The sequence below is a fragment of the Pseudomonas nitroreducens genome, from assembly GCF_010994165.1.
GTDB lineage: Bacteria > Pseudomonadota > Gammaproteobacteria > Pseudomonadales > Pseudomonadaceae > Pseudomonas > Pseudomonas nitroreducens.
In genome coordinates this window covers 567,983-584,120 of sequence record NZ_WMBX01000003.1, presented here as the reverse complement: position 1 = coordinate 584,120, position 16,138 = coordinate 567,983, and the positions used below count along the sequence as shown (strand labels likewise).

The 16,138-nt window shown below is 64.7% G+C and carries 13 protein-coding genes; 1 reads left to right on the top strand and 12 read right to left on the bottom strand.

Annotation, left to right across the window (positions count from 1 at the left end):
• Positions 1-60: 60 nt before the first annotated feature.
• The 3 genes from GJV37_RS16035 to secA form a co-directional block, all read right to left on the bottom strand.
• On the bottom strand, positions 61-690 hold the full coding sequence (locus tag GJV37_RS16035; protein WP_084358280.1) for a glutathione S-transferase family protein: 630 nt from the start codon (positions 688-690) through the stop codon (positions 61-63).
• A gap of 135 nt (positions 691-825) precedes the next feature.
• The gene (gene argJ / locus GJV37_RS16030) at positions 826-2,043 is read right to left on the bottom strand and encodes a bifunctional glutamate N-acetyltransferase/amino-acid acetyltransferase ArgJ (RefSeq protein ID WP_170859490.1); all 1,218 of its coding nucleotides are present in this window, start codon (positions 2,041-2,043) and stop codon (positions 826-828) included.
• Between the two features lie 118 nt (positions 2,044-2,161).
• Positions 2,162-4,912 carry a preprotein translocase subunit SecA gene (secA, locus tag GJV37_RS16025; protein ID WP_084358279.1) on the bottom strand — a complete coding sequence of 917 codons (2,751 nt, stop codon included), beginning with the start codon at positions 4,910-4,912 and terminating at the stop codon, positions 2,162-2,164.
• 290 nt (positions 4,913-5,202) lie between these two features.
• Between secA and GJV37_RS16020 the strand changes: the two genes are divergently transcribed.
• Positions 5,203-5,670: a DUF721 domain-containing protein gene (locus GJV37_RS16020; RefSeq protein WP_170859491.1), complete on the top strand. Its 468-nt coding sequence runs from the start codon at positions 5,203-5,205 to the stop codon at positions 5,668-5,670.
• 69 nt (positions 5,671-5,739) lie between these two features.
• On the opposite strand, the gene lpxC is transcribed toward GJV37_RS16020, so the two are convergent.
• From lpxC to murD, 9 genes are all read right to left on the bottom strand, one after another.
• On the bottom strand, positions 5,740-6,651 hold the full coding sequence (lpxC, locus tag GJV37_RS16015) for a UDP-3-O-acyl-N-acetylglucosamine deacetylase (RefSeq protein ID WP_024764067.1): 912 nt from the start codon (positions 6,649-6,651) through the stop codon (positions 5,740-5,742).
• A 112-nt stretch (positions 6,652-6,763) separates the two neighbouring features.
• Positions 6,764-7,948 carry a cell division protein FtsZ gene (gene ftsZ, locus GJV37_RS16010; protein ID WP_024764066.1) on the bottom strand — a complete coding sequence of 395 codons (1,185 nt, stop codon included), beginning with the start codon at positions 7,946-7,948 and terminating at the stop codon, positions 6,764-6,766.
• 53 nt (positions 7,949-8,001) lie between these two features.
• Positions 8,002-9,249: a cell division protein FtsA gene (gene ftsA / locus GJV37_RS16005; RefSeq protein ID WP_024764065.1), complete on the bottom strand. Its 1,248-nt coding sequence runs from the start codon at positions 9,247-9,249 to the stop codon at positions 8,002-8,004.
• 21 nt (positions 9,250-9,270) lie between these two features.
• The gene (locus tag GJV37_RS16000; protein WP_037009767.1) at positions 9,271-10,134 is read right to left on the bottom strand and encodes a cell division protein FtsQ/DivIB; all 864 of its coding nucleotides are present in this window, start codon (positions 10,132-10,134) and stop codon (positions 9,271-9,273) included.
• A gap of 3 nt (positions 10,135-10,137) precedes the next feature.
• Positions 10,138-11,085 (bottom strand): D-alanine--D-alanine ligase, encoded by a 948-nt coding sequence (locus GJV37_RS15995; RefSeq protein WP_170859492.1) that lies wholly within the window; start codon positions 11,083-11,085, stop codon positions 10,138-10,140.
• A complete protein-coding gene (gene murC / locus GJV37_RS15990) occupies positions 11,082-12,536 on the bottom strand; it encodes a UDP-N-acetylmuramate--L-alanine ligase (protein WP_054906587.1) in 1,455 nt (484 codons plus the stop codon). The genes GJV37_RS15995 and murC overlap by 4 nt, the downstream gene beginning before the upstream one ends.
• Positions 12,529-13,602, bottom strand: coding sequence for an undecaprenyldiphospho-muramoylpentapeptide beta-N-acetylglucosaminyltransferase (gene murG, locus GJV37_RS15985; protein WP_037009769.1), 1,074 nt, complete (start codon positions 13,600-13,602; stop codon positions 12,529-12,531). Before murG ends, murC begins: the two co-directional genes overlap by 8 nt.
• Complete coding sequence (gene ftsW / locus GJV37_RS15980) at positions 13,592-14,791, bottom strand: putative lipid II flippase FtsW (RefSeq protein WP_017518101.1); 1,200 nt, start codon at positions 14,789-14,791, stop codon at positions 13,592-13,594. The genes murG and ftsW overlap by 11 nt, the downstream gene beginning before the upstream one ends.
• Positions 14,791-16,137, bottom strand: a complete 1,347-nt coding sequence (gene murD / locus GJV37_RS15975; protein ID WP_037009771.1) for a UDP-N-acetylmuramoyl-L-alanine--D-glutamate ligase — start codon at positions 16,135-16,137, stop codon at positions 14,791-14,793. Before murD ends, ftsW begins: the two co-directional genes overlap by 1 nt.
• Position 16,138 lies beyond the last annotated feature (1 nt).

Here is a 16,138-nt window from a genome sequence, read left to right as displayed (position 1 = left end):
TCAATCCGATTCAGGCAGGGCCCGCGCAGACGGGCATTCTACCGTCATTGGCGGCCGGGTTCAGGCGCGTTCGACCATCGCCGCGTCCAGCCACGGGCGGAACGCCGGCCAGGCGTAGATGGCGTCGACGTAGTTCTGTGCCTCGATGGGCAGGGTTACGCAGTAGCTGCGCAGGCGCGTGGCGACAGGCGCGTAGAACGCATCGGCGATGCTGGCGTGGCCGAACAGGAACGGGCCGTCCTGGCCGAACTGCTGGCGACACAGCGCCCAGAGCTCGACGATTCGGGCGATATCGGCCGCCACCGCTTCGGGCACTTCGGCCAGCGGCTGGTTGCGCTGGATGTCCATGGGCATGTTCGAGCGCAGCGCCATGAAGCCGCTGTGCATCTCGGCGCAGACCGTACGTGCCAGGGCGCGGGCCGCTTCACCACGGGGCCAGAGATGGGCTTCGGGGAAGCGTTCGGCGAGGTACTCGGCAATCGACAGGGAATCCCAGATCAGCCCGTGCTCGCACTTGAGCGCCGGCACCTTGCCGCTGGGCGAATGCTCGCGGATGCGCCGCGCGGTGTCCTGGCCCCCCAGGGGAATGAGGACTTCCTCGAACTCGGCGCCGGTGAGCTGCATGGCCAGCCAGCCGCGCAGGGACCAGGAGGAGACGTTCTTGCTGCCGATGATCAGGGTGAGGGACATGGACGCGATGCTCTTGAAGGTCAGTCAGGAGACCTTAGAGTGCGGCAGCCATGAAAACAAATTCCCGATTTTCATCGATCCATGAAAATCGGGAATCCGAGTGAAATGACGCGCCGGCACCGGGCCGGCGCCGGATCAGGTGCGGTATTCCGCGTTGATCTTCACGTACTCGTGGGACAGGTCGGTGGTCCAGATGGTCTCGCTGCAGGTGCCGCGGCCGAGATCGATGCGGATGGTGATCTCCTCCTGGGCCATGACTTTCGCGCCCTGGTCCTCGGTGTAGCTGGCAGCACGGCCGCCGCGGCTGGCGATGGCGACGTCGTCCAGGTACACGTCGATCAGGCTGACATCCAGGTCCGGCACACCGGCGCGGCCAACGGCAGCGAGGATGCGACCCCAGTTCGGGTCGGAGGCGAACAGGGCGGTCTTGATCAGTGGCGAGTGGGATACGGCGTAGCCGACGTCCAGGCACTCCTGGTGAGTGGCGCCGCCATTCACCTGCACGGTGACGAACTTGGTGGCGCCTTCGCCGTCGCGAACGATGGCCTGGGCCAGTTCCATGGAGACTTCCAGCACGGCCTGCTTCAGCGCGGCGAACAACGCGCCGGTGGCAGCGGTGATTTCCGGCAGCGCGGCCTGGCCGGTGGCGACCAGCATGCAGCAGTCGTTGGTCGAGGTGTCGCCATCGATGGTGATACGGTTGAACGATTTGTTCGCTGCATCGCGCAACAGATCCTGCAGCACAGCCTGGGCGACCTTGGCATCAGTGGCGATGTAGCCAAGCATGGTGGCCATGTTCGGCTTGATCATGCCCGCGCCCTTGCTGATGCCGGTGACGGTGATGGTCACGCCGTCATGCTCGAACTGGCGGCTGGCGCCCTTGGGCAGGGTGTCGGTGGTCATGATGCCAGCGGCAGCGTCGGCCCAGTTGTCCCCGGAAAGGTTGGCCAGCGCGGCGGGCAGCGCGGCTTCGATCTTCTCGACCGGCAGCGGCTCGCCGATCACACCGGTGGAGTATGGCAGCACGGCGTTTTCCGCAACACCGGCCAGCTCGGCCAGCTTGGCGCAGGTACGGATGGCGTTGGCCAGGCCCGACTCGCCGGTGCCGGCGTTGGCGTTACCGGTATTGGTCAGCAGGTAGCGCACCGGCCCCAGGAAGCGCTTGCGCGCCAGGATCACCGGAGCGGCGCAGAAGGCGTTGGTGGTGAACACACCGGCCACGGTGGAGCCTTCGGCGCAGCGCATCACCACGATGTCCTTGCGGCCGGGTCGCTTGATGCCGGCGGAGGCGATGCCGAGTTCGAAACCGGGGACCGGGTGCAGGGTGGACATGGGGCCGAGACCAACAGCCATGTGGCGCGCTCCTATCTAGTCAGTGAATCTAGTCAGTGAAACGAATCAGCGATTCAGATGAGAAAAACGCCGCGAGCGGCAGGGCCGGTCGCGGCGTCGGTATCAGGGTCGGGAGGCGTTATTCCACCTGACCGTGGCAGTGCTTGTACTTCTTGCCCGAACCGCAGGGGCACGGCTCGTTGCGGCCGATCTTCGGTTCGTTGCGGATGGGCTCCATCGGCACCACGTTGTCAGACGGTACTTCGCCTTCTTCTTCCGGCTCGTCGGTGACCTGGTCCATGGACGGCGCAGCGGCGTGCTGGAACTGCATGCGCTTGGCCATTTCCTCGGCTTCGCGGCGCAGGCGGGCTTCTTCTTCGGCCGGGTCTTCGCGGCGAACCTGGACGAAGGACAGCACGCGGATGGTGTCGCGCTTGATGGAGTTCAGCAGTTCCTGGAACAGGTTGAAGGACTCGCGCTTGTATTCCTGCTTCGGGTTCTTCTGCGCGTAACCACGCAGGTGGATACCGTGGCGCAGGTGATCCATGGTGGACAGGTGGTCCTTCCACAGGTCGTCCAGCACGCGCAGCAGCATCTGCTTCTCGAAGGTACGCAGGGCTTCGGCGCCCGCCATGTCTTCCTTCTCGTTGTAGGCCGCGACCAGCTCGGTGAGGATCTTCTCGCGCAGGGTTTCCTCGTAGAGCTTCTCGTCGTCGTCCAGCCACTGCTGGATCGGCAGCTTCAGACCGAAATCGCTGTACAGCGCGGCTTCCAGACCGGCGACGTCCCACTGTTCGGGCAGCGACTGCGGCGGAATGTGCTCGCTGACGGTGTTGTTCAGGGTCTCTTCGCGGAACTCGACGATGGTCTCGCCGATGTTGTCGGCCGCAAGCAGGGTGTTGCGCATGTGGTAGATCACCTTGCGCTGCTCGTTGGCGACGTCGTCGAACTCCAGCAGTTGCTTGCGGATATCGAAGTTGCGGCCTTCGACCTTGCGCTGGGCCTTTTCGATGGCGTTGGTCACCATGCGGTGCTCGATCGCCTCGCCCGGCTGCATGCCGAGCGCCTTCATGAAGTTCTTCACCCGGTCGGAGGCGAAGATGCGCATCAGGTGGTCTTCCAGCGACAGGTAGAAACGGCTGGAACCCGGGTCACCCTGACGACCGGCACGACCGCGCAACTGGTTGTCGATACGGCGGGACTCGTGGCGCTCGGAGGCGATCACATGCAGGCCGCCCGACTCGATGACCTGCTGGTGACGCTTCTGCCAGTCGGCCTTGATCTGCGCGACCTGCTCATCGGTGGGGTTTTCCAGCGCGGCGACTTCCACTTCCCAGTTGCCGCCCAGCAGGATGTCGGTACCCCGACCGGCCATGTTGGTGGCGATGGTGACCGAGCCCGGACGACCGGCCTGGGCGATGATCTCGGCTTCCTTCTCGTGGTACTTGGCGTTCAGTACCTTGTGCTCGATGCCGGCGTTCTGCAGCAGCTGCGAGACGTACTCGGAGGTCTCGACCGAGGCGGTACCCACGAGGATCGGACGGCCCAGAGCCTGGCACTGCTGCACGTCGGTGATGATGGCGGCGTACTTCTCGTCCTGGGTCAGGTAGACCAGGTCGTTGAAGTCCTTACGGGCGACCGGGCGGTGGGTCGGGATCACCACCACGTCCAGGCCGTAGGTCTGGCGGAATTCGAAGGCCTCGGTGTCGGCGGTACCGGTCATGCCGGCCAGCTTGGTGTAGAGGCGGAAGTAGTTCTGGAAGGTGGTCGAGGCCAGGGTCTGGCTCTCGGCCTGGATCGGCAGGTTTTCCTTCGCCTCGATGGCCTGGTGCAGGCCCTCGGAGAGGCGACGGCCCGGCATGGTACGGCCGGTGTGCTCGTCGATCAGCAGGACCTGGTCGCCCTGGACGATGTATTCCACGTTGCGGTGGAACAGGGTGTGGGCGCGCAGCGCGGCGTAGACGTGGGTCAGCAGGCTGAGGTTGTGAGCGGAGTAGAGGCTCTCACCCTCGGCCAGCAGGCCATTCTGGGTCAGCAGTTCCTCGACGTAGGCATGGCCCTGCTCGTTGAGTTCGACCTGACGGGTCTTCTCGTCGATGCTGTAGTGGCCCTGCTGGGTCACCTGGCCTTCAACTTCCTCGATGTGGCGCTTCAGGCGCGGGATCAGCTTGTTGATCTTGATGTACAGCTCGGAGCTGTCTTCGGCCTGGCCGGAGATGATCAGCGGAGTCCGCGCCTCGTCGATGAGGATGGAGTCCACTTCGTCGACCACGGCGAAGTTCAGCTCACGCTGGAACTTGTCTTCCAGGCTGAACGCCATGTTGTCGCGCAGGTAATCGAAGCCGAATTCGTTGTTGGTGCCGTAGGTAATGTCGGAGGCATACGCGGCACGCTTCTCCTCCGGCGGCTGGAACGGGCTGACGATGCCGACGGAAAGACCGAGGAACTCATACAGCGGGCGCATCCAGTTGGCGTCGCGGCGGGCCAGGTAGTCGTTCACGGTGACCACGTGCACGCCTTTGCCGGACAGGGCGTTCAGGTAGACAGCCAGGGTACCGACGAGGGTCTTGCCCTCACCGGTACGCATCTCGGCGATCTTGCCTTCGTGCAGGGTCATGCCGCCGATCAGCTGGACATCGAAGTGACGCATGCCCATCACGCGCTTGCCGGCCTCGCGGGCGACGGCGAAAGCCTCTGGAAGGATCTGGTCGAGGGTCTCGCCCTTGGCGACGCGTGCCTTGAACTCTTCGGTCTTGGCCTTCAGTTGCTCATCGGAAAGCGGGACCATCTGGGGCTCGAGTGCATTGATGGCCTGGACCTGCTTGGCCATGCGCTTCACTTCGCGCTCGTTCTTGCTTCCAAAGAGTTTTTTCAACAAAGGCGCAAACATATCGACTGGGTCATCCGAACTGGAGAATTGGAGGGCTGCCCGACTGGCTGGCCGCGGCGCGGAACGGCAATGAAGCGGGCATTCTACCCGGAAACTTCCGGGAAAAAAGTGCCGAAGTCATCCTCCGAAGCTTCGCATTCTGCGAGCCTCGGGGCAATGCATGGGCGGACAACTTTGAGTCCGAGTGAGTGATATGGTGACGCAGACAGGCAACTTCAAGGGCGGACAGTGGCATCTGGCCCTGGGGGCATCTGTTACCATCCTTCTTCATTCACTCCCGGTTGCTCTCCATGGCCTTCCGCCCCCTGCCCGCCAAGGCGATGACCAAGTTGCTGCGCGAAGCCAAGCCGCTGCAGTCGCTGTTCGCCGAGGCGCAACGCCTCTCGCGCCTGCAGGAACTGCTCGACTCACAATTGCAACCCGCCGCACGCCCCTATTGCCGCGTCGCCTCCTGGCGTGAAGGCAGCCTGCTATTAGTGGTCACCGATGGTCACTGGGCTACGCGCCTGCGCTACCAGCAGAACCGCCTGCTGCGGCAACTGGCCGCGTTCGAGGAATTCAGGGGCCTGGTGCGCATTCTGTTCAAAGTGCAGCCGACGACCCAGACGCCGACCCGGGTGAACACCAACCGCATCAGCGAGTCCGCCTCTGCCACCCTGCACGAAGCGGCCGAAGGCATCAGCAATCCGCAACTCAAGGCCGCGCTCGAGCGGCTCGCCAGCCGTAGCCGCAAACCACCGGAACCGGGCGAAGAGTAAACAGCGGGGCATAAAAAAAGGCCACCCAAGGGTGGCCTTTAAAAGTTGTAGCTGAAAGGAGGAGGTTCCTTATACGGCCGCAGCGGGTCGCATATAGGAGATCGGCGCGGTCTTGGCGTCCTCGAAGGTCACCACTTCCCAAGCATCCTTGTCTGCGATGAGGGTACGCAGGAGACGGTTGTTCAGGGCGTGACCGGACTTGTAGCCGATGAACTCGCCGATAAGGCTGTTACCCAGCAGGTACAGGTCACCAATGGCGTCCAGGATCTTGTGCTTGACGAACTCGTCCTCGTAACGAAGACCGTCTTCGTTGAGCACTCGATACTCGTCGACCACGATGGCGTTCTCCACGCTGCCACCCAGAGCCAGGTTCTGCGAACGCAGCATCTCGATGTCGCGCATGAACCCGAAGGTACGGGCGCGGCTGACTTCCTTCACGAAGGAAGTGCTGGAGAAATCCACCACGGCTTTCTGGGTGCGACCACGGAAGACCGGGTGATCGAAATCGATCTCGAAGCTCACCTTGAAGCCGTCGAACGGAACGAAGGTGGCGCGCTTGTCGCCCTCTTCCACCGTCACTTCGCGCTTGATGCGGATGAACTTCTTGGCCGCGTCCTGCTCTTGCAGGCCAGCGGACTGGATCAGGAATACGAAGGGACCTGCGCTGCCGTCCATGATCGGTACTTCCGACGCGGACAGCTCGACATAGGCGTTGTCGATACCCAGGCCGGCCATGGCCGAAAGCAGATGCTCCACGGTATCCACTTTGACGTCACCCTTGATCAGGGTGGTCGACATGGTGGTTTCGCCGACGTTCGAGGCCCGGGCAGGAATTTCCACCACAGGGTCGAGGTCAGCCCGGCAGAACACGATGCCAGTATCGACGGGAGCCGGCTTCAGGGTCAGGTAAACCTTCTCCCCGGAGTGCAGGCCGACACCGGTCGCCCGGATGATGTTCTTCAAGGTGCGTTGTCTGATCATGGCTTTGGCCGCTTTCGCGCAAGTTGCGAACTGTTGTCAACAATGGGCGGCGATGATAGCAGAACCGCCCTTTGCTGAACACCAATCACATTGATACTCCTGATAAATCGACTCAATCGGCCTGGCGACGCAGGAAGGCCGGGATGTCCAGGTAGTCCAGATCGTCCTGCGGGTTCAGCTTGGCCGCGGTGGCAGCGCCGCCGTGGTTCTGATTGCGCATGACGGTCGGGCGGTCCAGGTCGCGGTAGTTCACCGACTGCTGCTCACGCTGAACCGGAGCCTGGGCGCTGACGGCCTGGGTCTGGACGGTGTTGTCGACGACCTTGACCGGTTTTTCCAGGCGAGCGCCCAGGCCGGTGGCAACGACGGTGACGTGCAGCTCGTCGCGCATGTCCGGGTCGATCACGGTGCCCACCTTCACGGTGGCGTGCTCGGAAGCGAACTGCTCGATGATGTTACCCACGTCGGAGTACTCGCCCAGGGACAGGTCCGGACCTGCGGTGATGTTCACCAGGATGCCGCGGGCGCCCTGCAGGTTGACGTCTTCCAGCAGCGGGTTGCGGATCGCGGCTTCGGTCGCCTCACGAGCACGGTTCGGGCCGCTGGCGCAGCCGGTGCCCATCATGGCCATGCCCATTTCGCTCATGACGGTTTTCACGTCGGCGAAGTCGACGTTGATCATGCCCGGGCGCTTGATGATGTCGGAGATACCGCGAACGGCACCGGCCAGAACATCGTCAGCCTTGGCAAAGGCGGCCAGCAGGCTCGCGTCCTTGCCCAGGATGGTCAGCAGTTTTTCGTTCGGGATGGTGATCAGCGAGTCGACGCTTTCAGCCAGCGAGCGGATGCCTTCATCGGCGATCTGCATGCGCTTGCGACCCTCGAACGGGAACGGACGGGTCACCACCGCAACGGTGAGGATGCCCATCTCCTTGGCCACTTCGGCGATGATCGGCGCAGCACCGGTACCGGTACCGCCACCCATGCCGGTGGTGATGAAGACCATGTCGGCGCCTTCCAGAACCTCGGCGATACGCTCGCGGTCCTCGATGGCGGCCTGGCGGCCTACTTCAGGGTTGGCGCCAGCGCCCAGGCCCTTGGTCACGCCTGGGCCGAGCTGCAGCACGGTGCGCGCGGCGATGTTCTTCAGCGCCTGCGCATCGGTGTTGGCGCAAATGAATTCGACGCCATCAACGTTGTTCTTGGCCATGTGGTTCACGGCGTTGCCGCCACCACCACCTACGCCGATCACCTTGATGACTGCTGTTTGCGGGACGTTATCTACCAGTTCAAACATTTCCCCTCTCCTTCCTTTCTAGTTGTGTCGCCTACGTTTACCGCGGTGGTAAATCAGAAATTGCCCTGGACCCAGCGTTTAAGCTTTTCCAGTACCGGTGTCTTGGGTTCGTCACTGCTGAAACTGCTGCCGGACATGGAGATGCCGTCGGACTGTTTCTGCAGTCCGTACAGGAGCAGCCCCACACCCGTGGAATAGATGGGATTGCGCACGACGTCGGCCAGTCCCTTGACGCTATGCGGTACGCCCAGGCGTACCGGCATGTGGAAGATCTCTTCGGCCAGTTCGACAGCGCCTTCCATCTTGGCGGTGCCGCCGGTCATGACGATTCCGGCTGGAATCAGGTCTTCGTAACCGCTGCGGCGCAGCTCGGCCTGGACCAGGGTGAACAGCTCGTCGTAACGAGGCTCGACCACTTCGGCAAGCGCCTGGCGCGACAGTTCCCGCGGCGGACGATCACCGACGCTGGGTACCTTGATGGTTTCGCCCGGACCGGCCAATTTGGCCAGCGCGCAGGCGTAGCGAATCTTGATTTCCTCAGCGTACTGAGTCGGGGTGCGCAGCGCCATGGCGATATCGTTGGTGACCTGATCGCCGGCGATCGGGATGACAGCCGTGTGGCGGATGGCGCCTTCGGTGAAGATCGCGATGTCGGTGGTGCCGCCGCCGATGTCCACCAGGCAAACGCCCAGTTCCTTCTCGTCCTCGGTGAGCACGGAGTAGGCCGACGCCAGTTGCTCGAGGATGATGTCGTCGACTTCCAGGCCGCAGCGGCGCACGCACTTCTCGATGTTCTGCGCAGCGTTCACCGCGCAGGTCACCACGTGCACCTTGGCTTCCAGGCGCACGCCGGACATGCCCAGCGGCTCGCGCACGCCTTCCTGGTTATCGATCACGTAGTCCTGGGCCAGGGTGTGCAGCACACGCTGGTCGGCCGGGATGGCCACGGCCTGGGCCGCGTCCAGCACGCGCTCGATGTCCGCGCCGCTGACTTCGCGATCTCGAATCGCCACGATGCCGTGGGAGTTCAGGCTGCGGATATGGTTGCCGGCGATGCCGACGAAGGCCGAGTGGATACGGCAGCCCGCCATCTGCTGGGCTTCATCGATGGCGCGCTGGATCGATTGCACGGTGGACTCGATGTTGACCACCACGCCTTTTTTCAGGCCACGGGACGGGTGCGTCCCGATGCCAACGATTTCCAGCTTGCCATCAGCCGCTACCTCGCCCACCAGCGCCACCACCTTGGAGGTGCCGATGTCCAGGCCAACGACCATTTTGCCGCTCTGCACGCTTGCCATGTTTATAGAAGTCTCCTCAACTCACTGCGCGGCGGTGGTCTGAGCCACCGTCGCTTCCGGCACCGGATCACGCCATGCCACGGCCAGGCCGTTGGGGTAGCGCATGTCGATGCGGGCAATTTTCGTAATCTGTTCTTTCAGCGCCTTGTCGTAGATGGTCACGAGCCGGCGAATCTGTTCTACCGCGTGGTCGCGGCCCAGCATGATCTCCACGCCTTGCGCGGTGCCCAGCGTCCAGGCGCCGCGCGAACTCATGTCCAGGCTGGCGATAGTGAAGCCCAGCGGGCGGAGCATCTGGCTGAGAATCTGGTACTGCTGCATCACTTGCTGCTGAGCGCGCTGCGGGCCGGAAAGGCGCGGCAGGTGCTCGTAGTTGGCCACTTCCCGCGGTGCAAAAGCCTGACCCTGATTGTTCAGCAAGGCTTCGTCACCCCAACGGGCGATGGGCAATTGTTCGTCCAGGCGGATAACCACCTGATCAGGCCATACACGGCGCACCTCGGCATGAGCGATCCAGGGCATCTGTTCCAGCTCCTGGCGCATGCCGGCCAGGTCGATGGTGAAGAAGCTGGCCGACACGTAGGGGCTGATCCGCTGCTGCACTGCCGCCTGGCTGATGTAGCTGAGGTCGCCTTCCACGCTGACCTTGGCGATCGGACGGTCTGCATAAGGCAGCACGTACTGCGCGCCGTAGTAGGCACCAGCGCCGAGCACGCCCAGCACCAGCGGCCACAGCAGCACCTTCAGGAAGCCGAAGCTGGGCTTGGGCATGCGAGCGCTGAGCGGCTCCTTGGCCACCAGACGGCTGGCGCCGCGCGGCACCGGCTTGCGTGCGGGAGCACGGCCGATTCCGGGATTCTGGTGACGAAGCTGCGCGCCGTTCATGACTTACCCCCTTGCCTCGACGCTGTCGGCGAGGATCGCCAGCACCAGCTGCTGGAAATCCAGGCCGGCCGCGCGCGCGGCCATGGGCACCAGGCTGTGGTCGGTCATGCCCGGTGCGGTGTTCACTTCCAACAGCCAGAAGCGCCCTTGGGCGTCCTGCATCACGTCGGTCCGACCCCAGCCCTGGATGCCGAGGGCATCGCAGGCGCGCGCGGTCAGGTCCTTGAGTTCCTGTTCCTTGTCGGCATCCAGGCCGCAGGGAATCTGGTACTGGGTATCGTTGGCCAGGTACTTGGCGTCGTAGTCGTAGAAGGTGTGCGGGGTGCCCAGGCGAATGGGCGGCAGCACCTGGCCACGCAAGATCGCGACGGTAAACTCGGGGCCGCTGATCCATTGCTCGACGAGCACCTGCGGATCGTATTTCGCGGCACCGGCCCAGGCGGCAATCAGCTCTTGCTCGCTGTTCACCTTGGCCATGCCGATGCTCGAACCCTCGCTGGCCGGCTTGACGATCAGCGGGAAGCCCAGTTTCGCCGCAGCCGCGCGGCAATCTTCCTCGCAGGCGAGGACGGCGTGGTCAGGCGTCGGCAGACCGAGGCTCAGCCACACGCGCTTGGTACGCAGCTTGTCCATGGCCAGGGCGGACGCGAGCACGCCGCTGCCGGTGTAGGGGATGCCGGCGATTTCCAGCAGGCCCTGCATGGTCCCGTCTTCACCGCCACGACCGTGCAGGATGACGAAGGCGCGGTCGATCTTCTCGCGGGTCAGTCGCTCCAGCAGATCGTCGCCCACGTCGATGCCGAAGGCATCCACGCCCGCGCCCTGCAGGGCCTGCAGCACCATGGCGCCGGACTTCAGCGACACCTCGCGCTCGGCGCTCTTGCCGCCGTACAGCACGGCGACGCGACCGAAGGCGCGGGGCTCGAGGGCGGATTTGAGGGCGTCACTCATTGCTTCTTCCCCTCGGCGCCCGCAGCAGCGGCGCCGAACATCGGATTCTTGATCAGTGCCGGAGCCAGCCCGCCGATGTCGCCGGCGCCTTGGCAAAGCAGGATGTCGCCCGGACGCAGCAGCGGCTTGAGCAGCGAGGCGAGGTCGCCACCGCGCTCCAGGTAGATCGGATCGAGCTGGCCGCGCTGGCGGATGCTGTGGCACAGGTGACGGCTGTCGGCACCGGGGATCGGCTCTTCGCCGGCCGGGTAGACCTCCATCAGCATCAGCACATTGGCCTCGCCGAGCACCTGCACGAAGTCGTCATACAGATCGCGGGTACGACTGAAGCGGTGCGGCTGGTAGACCATCACCAGGCGACGCTCCGGCCAACCGCCGCGCACGGCCTTGATCACTGCCGCGACTTCGCGCGGGTGGTGGCCGTAGTCGTCGACCAGCATCACGCTGCCGCCTTCCACCTGCAGGTCGCCATAGACCTGGAAGCGCCGGCCCACGCCCTGGAAGCCGGACAGGCCCTGGACGATGGCTTCGTCGGAGATACCTTCGTCGGTAGCGATGACGATGGTCGCCAGGGAGTTCAGCACGTTGTGCAGGCCGGGCATGTTCACCGAGACGTCCAGCGGCTCGCGCTCGGGGCGCAGCACGGTGAAGTAGGTGCGCATGCCTTCCTGGCGGATATTGATGGCGCGGACGTCCGCGTCCTCGCTCAGGCCGTAGGTCACGGTCGGACGCGCCACCTGCGGCAGGATCTCACGCACCACCGGGTCGTCCACGCAGACCACGGCCAGGCCGTAGAACGGCAGGTTGTGCAGGAAGTCGACGAAGGTGCGCTTGAGTTTGTTGAAGTCGCCGCCGTAGGTGCTCATGTGGTCGGCGTCGATATTGGTGACCACCGAGACCATCGGCTGCAGGTGCAGGAAGCTGGCGTCGCTCTCGTCGGCCTCGGCCACCAGGTAGCGGCTGGTGCCCAGCTGCGCATTGGTGCCGGCAGCGTTCAGGCGGCCGCCGATGACGAAGGTCGGGTCCAGGCCGCCGGCGGCGAATACCGAGGCGATCAGGCTGGTGGTGGTGGTCTTGCCATGGGTACCGGCGACGGCGATGCCGTGGCGGTAGCGCATCAGCTCGGCGAGCATCTCGGCGCGCGGCACCACCGGCACGCGGCGATCCAGCGCGGCGGCAACTTCCGGGTTCGACTTGTTCACTGCGCTGGACACCACCAGCACATCAGCGCCGTCGGAGTTTTCCGCGCGGTGACCGATGAAGATTTCCGCGCCGAACTTTTCCAGGCGCTCGGTGACCGGAGAAGCCTTGAGGTCCGAGCCGGAGACTTCGTAGCCGAGGTTGAGCAGCACCTCCGCGATACCGCACATGCCCACGCCGCCGATGCCGACGAAGTGGATGCGACGGATGCGCCGCATGGTACGGGTGACGCCGGTGGGTTCTTTAACCACGGGCCACCTCCAGGCAGGCATCGACTACCGTGCGGGTAGCCTCGGGCTTGGCCAAGCTGCGGGCGCGAGCGGCCATGCGGGTCAGGGAATCGGGATGCATCAATACCTCGGACAACTGCGCGGCCAGTTCGGCAGCGCTGGTAGATTTCTGCGGCAGCAGGTGGGCAGCGCCCTCCCGCACCAGGAATTCGGCGTTCTTGGTCTGGTGGTCGTCGATCGCGTGGGGCAGCGGCACCAGGAAGGACGGCAGGCCCGCGGCGGTCAGCTCGCTCACGGTCAGTGCACCGGCGCGGCAGATGACCAGATCGGCCCAGGCGTAGGCCGCGGCCATGTCGGCGATGAACGGAGCTACGTCCGCTTCGACACCCGCGGCGCGATAACGCTCCGCCGTGATTTCGTCGTGCTGACGACCGGCCTGATGGCGAATGGCCGGGCGAATCTGTGCCTGCACCTGCGCCAGCGCTTCAGGCAACAGCTTGTTCAGCGGCTCGGCGCCCAGGCTGCCGCCCAGCACCAGCAGGTTGACCCGACGACCGGCCAGCGGTGCGCGGGCGCCCTCTTCCAGGAACAATTCAGCGCGCACCGGGTTGCCGGTGGTCAGGCGCTTGGCGCTGCTGTCGAAGGTATCCGGGAAGGCTTCGCAGACGCGCTTGGCCAGCGGCGCGAGGCTGCGGTTGGCGGTGCCGGCGACGGCATTCTGTTCATGGATCACCAGCGGCACGCCGGACAGCTTGGCGGCCAGCCCGCCCGGACCAGTGACGTAGCCACCCAGGCCGAGCACGCACACCGGCTTGAGCTGGCGAACCACGCCGATAGCCTGGAACAGCGACTTGAGCAGGTCGAACGGCGCGCGCAGCAGCGACTTCAGGCCCTTGCCACGCAAGCCGCTGACGTTGATCAGGTGCAGCGGCAGGCCGGCCTTGGGTACCAGGTCGTTCTCGATGCCGCGCGGAGTGCCCAGCCAGTGCACGCTGTAACCGCGCGCCTGGAATTCACGGGCGCAGGCCAGGGCCGGGAACACATGTCCGCCGGTGCCACCCGCCATGATCAGGACGTTACCTTTCATCGGCAAAGTCCTCTTCGCTGAATTCATATTCCTCGCTGCCCATCACGGTGCGGCGTTCCCATTCGATGCGCAGCAGCATTCCCAGCTGGGCGCAGCAGATCACCAGGGACGAACCGCCATAGCTGAGGAACGGCAGGGTCAGGCCCTTGGTCGGCAGCAGGCCGACGTTCACACCCACGTTGATCAGGAACTGGCCGATCCACAGGAAGGCCAGGCCGTAGGCGACGTAAGCGGAGAAGTACTGTTTCGACTGCTCGGCCCAGATGCCGATGTACAGCGCGCGCAGGCTGACGAAGACGAACAGGGCCACGGTGGCCATGGCGCCGACGATGCCCAGCTCTTCGGCGAGCACGGCGAACACGAAGTCGGTGTGCGCTTCGGGCAGGTAGAACTGCTTCTGGATACTGTTGCCCAGGCCCATGCCGGTCCAGCCGCCACGGCCGAAGGCGATCAGCGCCTGGCTGAGCTGGTAGCCCGCACCGAACTGGTCGGCCCAGGGGTCGGTGAAGTTGGTCAGGCGCGCCATCCGGTAGGGCTGGGTCTGGATCAGCAGCACCACGGCACCGACCGCCAGCGCGACCATCAGGCCGAAGCGGAACAGGCCCACGCCACCGAGGAACAGCATCGCGGCAGCGGCACCCATCATCACCACGGTGGCGCCGAAGTCCGGCTCGCGCAGCAGCAGGCCAGCCATGGGCAGCAGCACCACGAACGGCTTGAAGAAGCCCAGCCAGCTTTCGCGCACTTCTTCCTGGCGGCGAACCAGGTAGCCGGCCATGAAGATCACCACGAAGACCTTGGCGATCTCCGAGGGCTGGATGTTGAACAGGCCGAAGCCGATCCAGCGCATGGAGCCGTTCACCTCGCGGCCGATGCCGGGGGTGATCACCATGACCAGCAGCACGAAGGCCACGGCCAGCAGTTTCCAGCCCCAGCGCTGCCAGGTTTCCATCGGCACCATCATGGTCACGCCGCAGGCGACGAAGCCGATGGCCAGGTAGATCAGGTGGCGGACCGAGAAGTACAGCGGGTTGCCGGACTGCGCCGCGGCGACTTCGGAGGATGCCGAAGTGACCATCACCAACCCCAGGCCGAGCAGCGCCAGGCAACCTGCCAGCAACGGGAAATCGATATCGATGCCGTTGCGGCTGATCAGCGGGGACGGGTACGGGCGCAGGAAGGAGAACATCAGGCGAGGTCCTCCACGGCCTTGGCGAACAGCCGTCCGCGTTCTTCGTAGTTCTTGAACATGTCCAGGCTCGCGCAGGCCGGCGACAGCAGCACGGCGTCGCCCGGCAGGGCGAGGTCGGCAGCGTGCTCGACGGCTTCCTCGAGGGTATTCACACGAACCTTGGGTACGGCATTGCCGATGGCGGCACTCACCAGCTCGGCATCGCGGCCCAGCAGCACCACAGCACGGCAGTGCTGGGCAACGGGGCCACGCAGGTCATTGAAGTCGGCGCCCTTGCCGTCGCCTCCGGCGATCAGCACCAGCTTGCCGTCGATATCGGCGCCCAGGCCTTCGATGGCGGCCAGGGCGGCGCCGACATTGGTGGCCTTGGAGTCGTCGTAGTAGTTAACGCCGTTGCGCTCGCGCACCCACTGGCAGCGGTGGGCAAGGCCAGCGAATTCACGCAGGGTCTGCAGCATCGGCTCGAACGGCAGCCCAACGGCATGCCCCAGGGCCAGCGCGGCCAGGGCATTGGACTGGTTGTGCGCGCCGCGAATCTTCAGCTCGCGGGCTGGCATCAACTTGTCGAACTGGAAGGCCAGCCATTTCTCACCGTCTTCTTCGATCAGGCCGAAGGCCTTGAAGTCCGGCTTGTTGGTGCCGAAAGTCCAGCACGGTACGTTGTCGGCGATCAGCGGGCGGCTCAGCGCGTCGGCGCGGTTTACCACGACCTGCTTCGCACCGCGGAAAATGCGGTGCTTGGCCAGGTGGTAATCGGCCATGCCGTCATAGCGGTCCATGTGGTCTTCGCTGACGTTCAGGCAGGTGGCGACTTCGGCGTTCAGGCGCTCGCAGGTTTCCAGCTGGAAGCTGGACAGCTCCACCACGTACAACTCGACGTCATCGGCCAGCAGGTCCAGCGCCGGAGTGCCGAGGTTACCGCCCACGGCGACGCGCTTGCCGGCAGCCTTGGCCATGTCGCCTACCAGGGTGGTGACGGTGCTCTTGGCGTTGGAACCGGTGATGGCGACGATCGGTGCCTTCGCGTGACGCGCGAACAGGTCGACATCGCCGGACAGGCGTACGCCGCGAGCCGCAGCCTCCACCAGCGCAGGCACGCGCAACGACAGGCCGGGGCTCACGTAGAGCTCCTGGGCACGGCAGAGGAAATCGGCGTCGAGGTCGCCGCAGCGCACCTCGACCTGCGGGTACTGCTCGCGCAGGGTCGCCAGCTCCGGCGGATTCGCGCGCGTATCGGCCACGGCAAACGGCACACCCTGGCGCGCCAGGAAGCGCACCAGGGACATGCCGCTCTTGCCGAGGCCGACAACGATGCGGAATTGGTCGGAAGCGATCAGGCTCATG

Excerpts from the sequence above, each read along its gene's own strand:
- murG (WP_037009769.1), bottom strand. The coding sequence starts at position 13,602 with ATGAAAGGTAACGTCCTGATCATGGCGGGTGGCACCGGCGGACATGTG.
- GJV37_RS16000 (WP_037009767.1), bottom strand. The coding sequence starts at position 10,134 with ATGAACGGCGCGCAGCTTCGTCACCAGAATCCCGGAATCGGCCGTGCT.
- ftsZ (WP_024764066.1), bottom strand. The coding sequence starts at position 7,948 with ATGTTTGAACTGGTAGATAACGTCCCGCAAACAGCAGTCATCAAGGTG.
- GJV37_RS16035 (WP_084358280.1), bottom strand. The coding sequence starts at position 690 with ATGTCCCTCACCCTGATCATCGGCAGCAAGAACGTCTCCTCCTGGTCC.
- lpxC (WP_024764067.1), bottom strand. The coding sequence starts at position 6,651 with ATGATCAGACAACGCACCTTGAAGAACATCATCCGGGCGACCGGTGTC.
- secA (WP_084358279.1), bottom strand. The coding sequence starts at position 4,912 with ATGTTTGCGCCTTTGTTGAAAAAACTCTTTGGAAGCAAGAACGAGCGC.
- GJV37_RS16020 (WP_170859491.1), top strand. The coding sequence starts at position 5,203 with ATGGCCTTCCGCCCCCTGCCCGCCAAGGCGATGACCAAGTTGCTGCGC.
- ftsW (WP_017518101.1), bottom strand. The coding sequence starts at position 14,791 with ATGTTCTCCTTCCTGCGCCCGTACCCGTCCCCGCTGATCAGCCGCAAC.
- GJV37_RS15995 (WP_170859492.1), bottom strand. The coding sequence starts at position 11,085 with ATGAGTGACGCCCTCAAATCCGCCCTCGAGCCCCGCGCCTTCGGTCGC.
- argJ (WP_170859490.1), bottom strand. The coding sequence starts at position 2,043 with ATGGCTGTTGGTCTCGGCCCCATGTCCACCCTGCACCCGGTCCCCGGT.
- ftsA (WP_024764065.1), bottom strand. The coding sequence starts at position 9,249 with ATGGCAAGCGTGCAGAGCGGCAAAATGGTCGTTGGCCTGGACATCGGC.
- murD (WP_037009771.1), bottom strand. The coding sequence starts at position 16,137 with ATGAGCCTGATCGCTTCCGACCAATTCCGCATCGTTGTCGGCCTCGGC.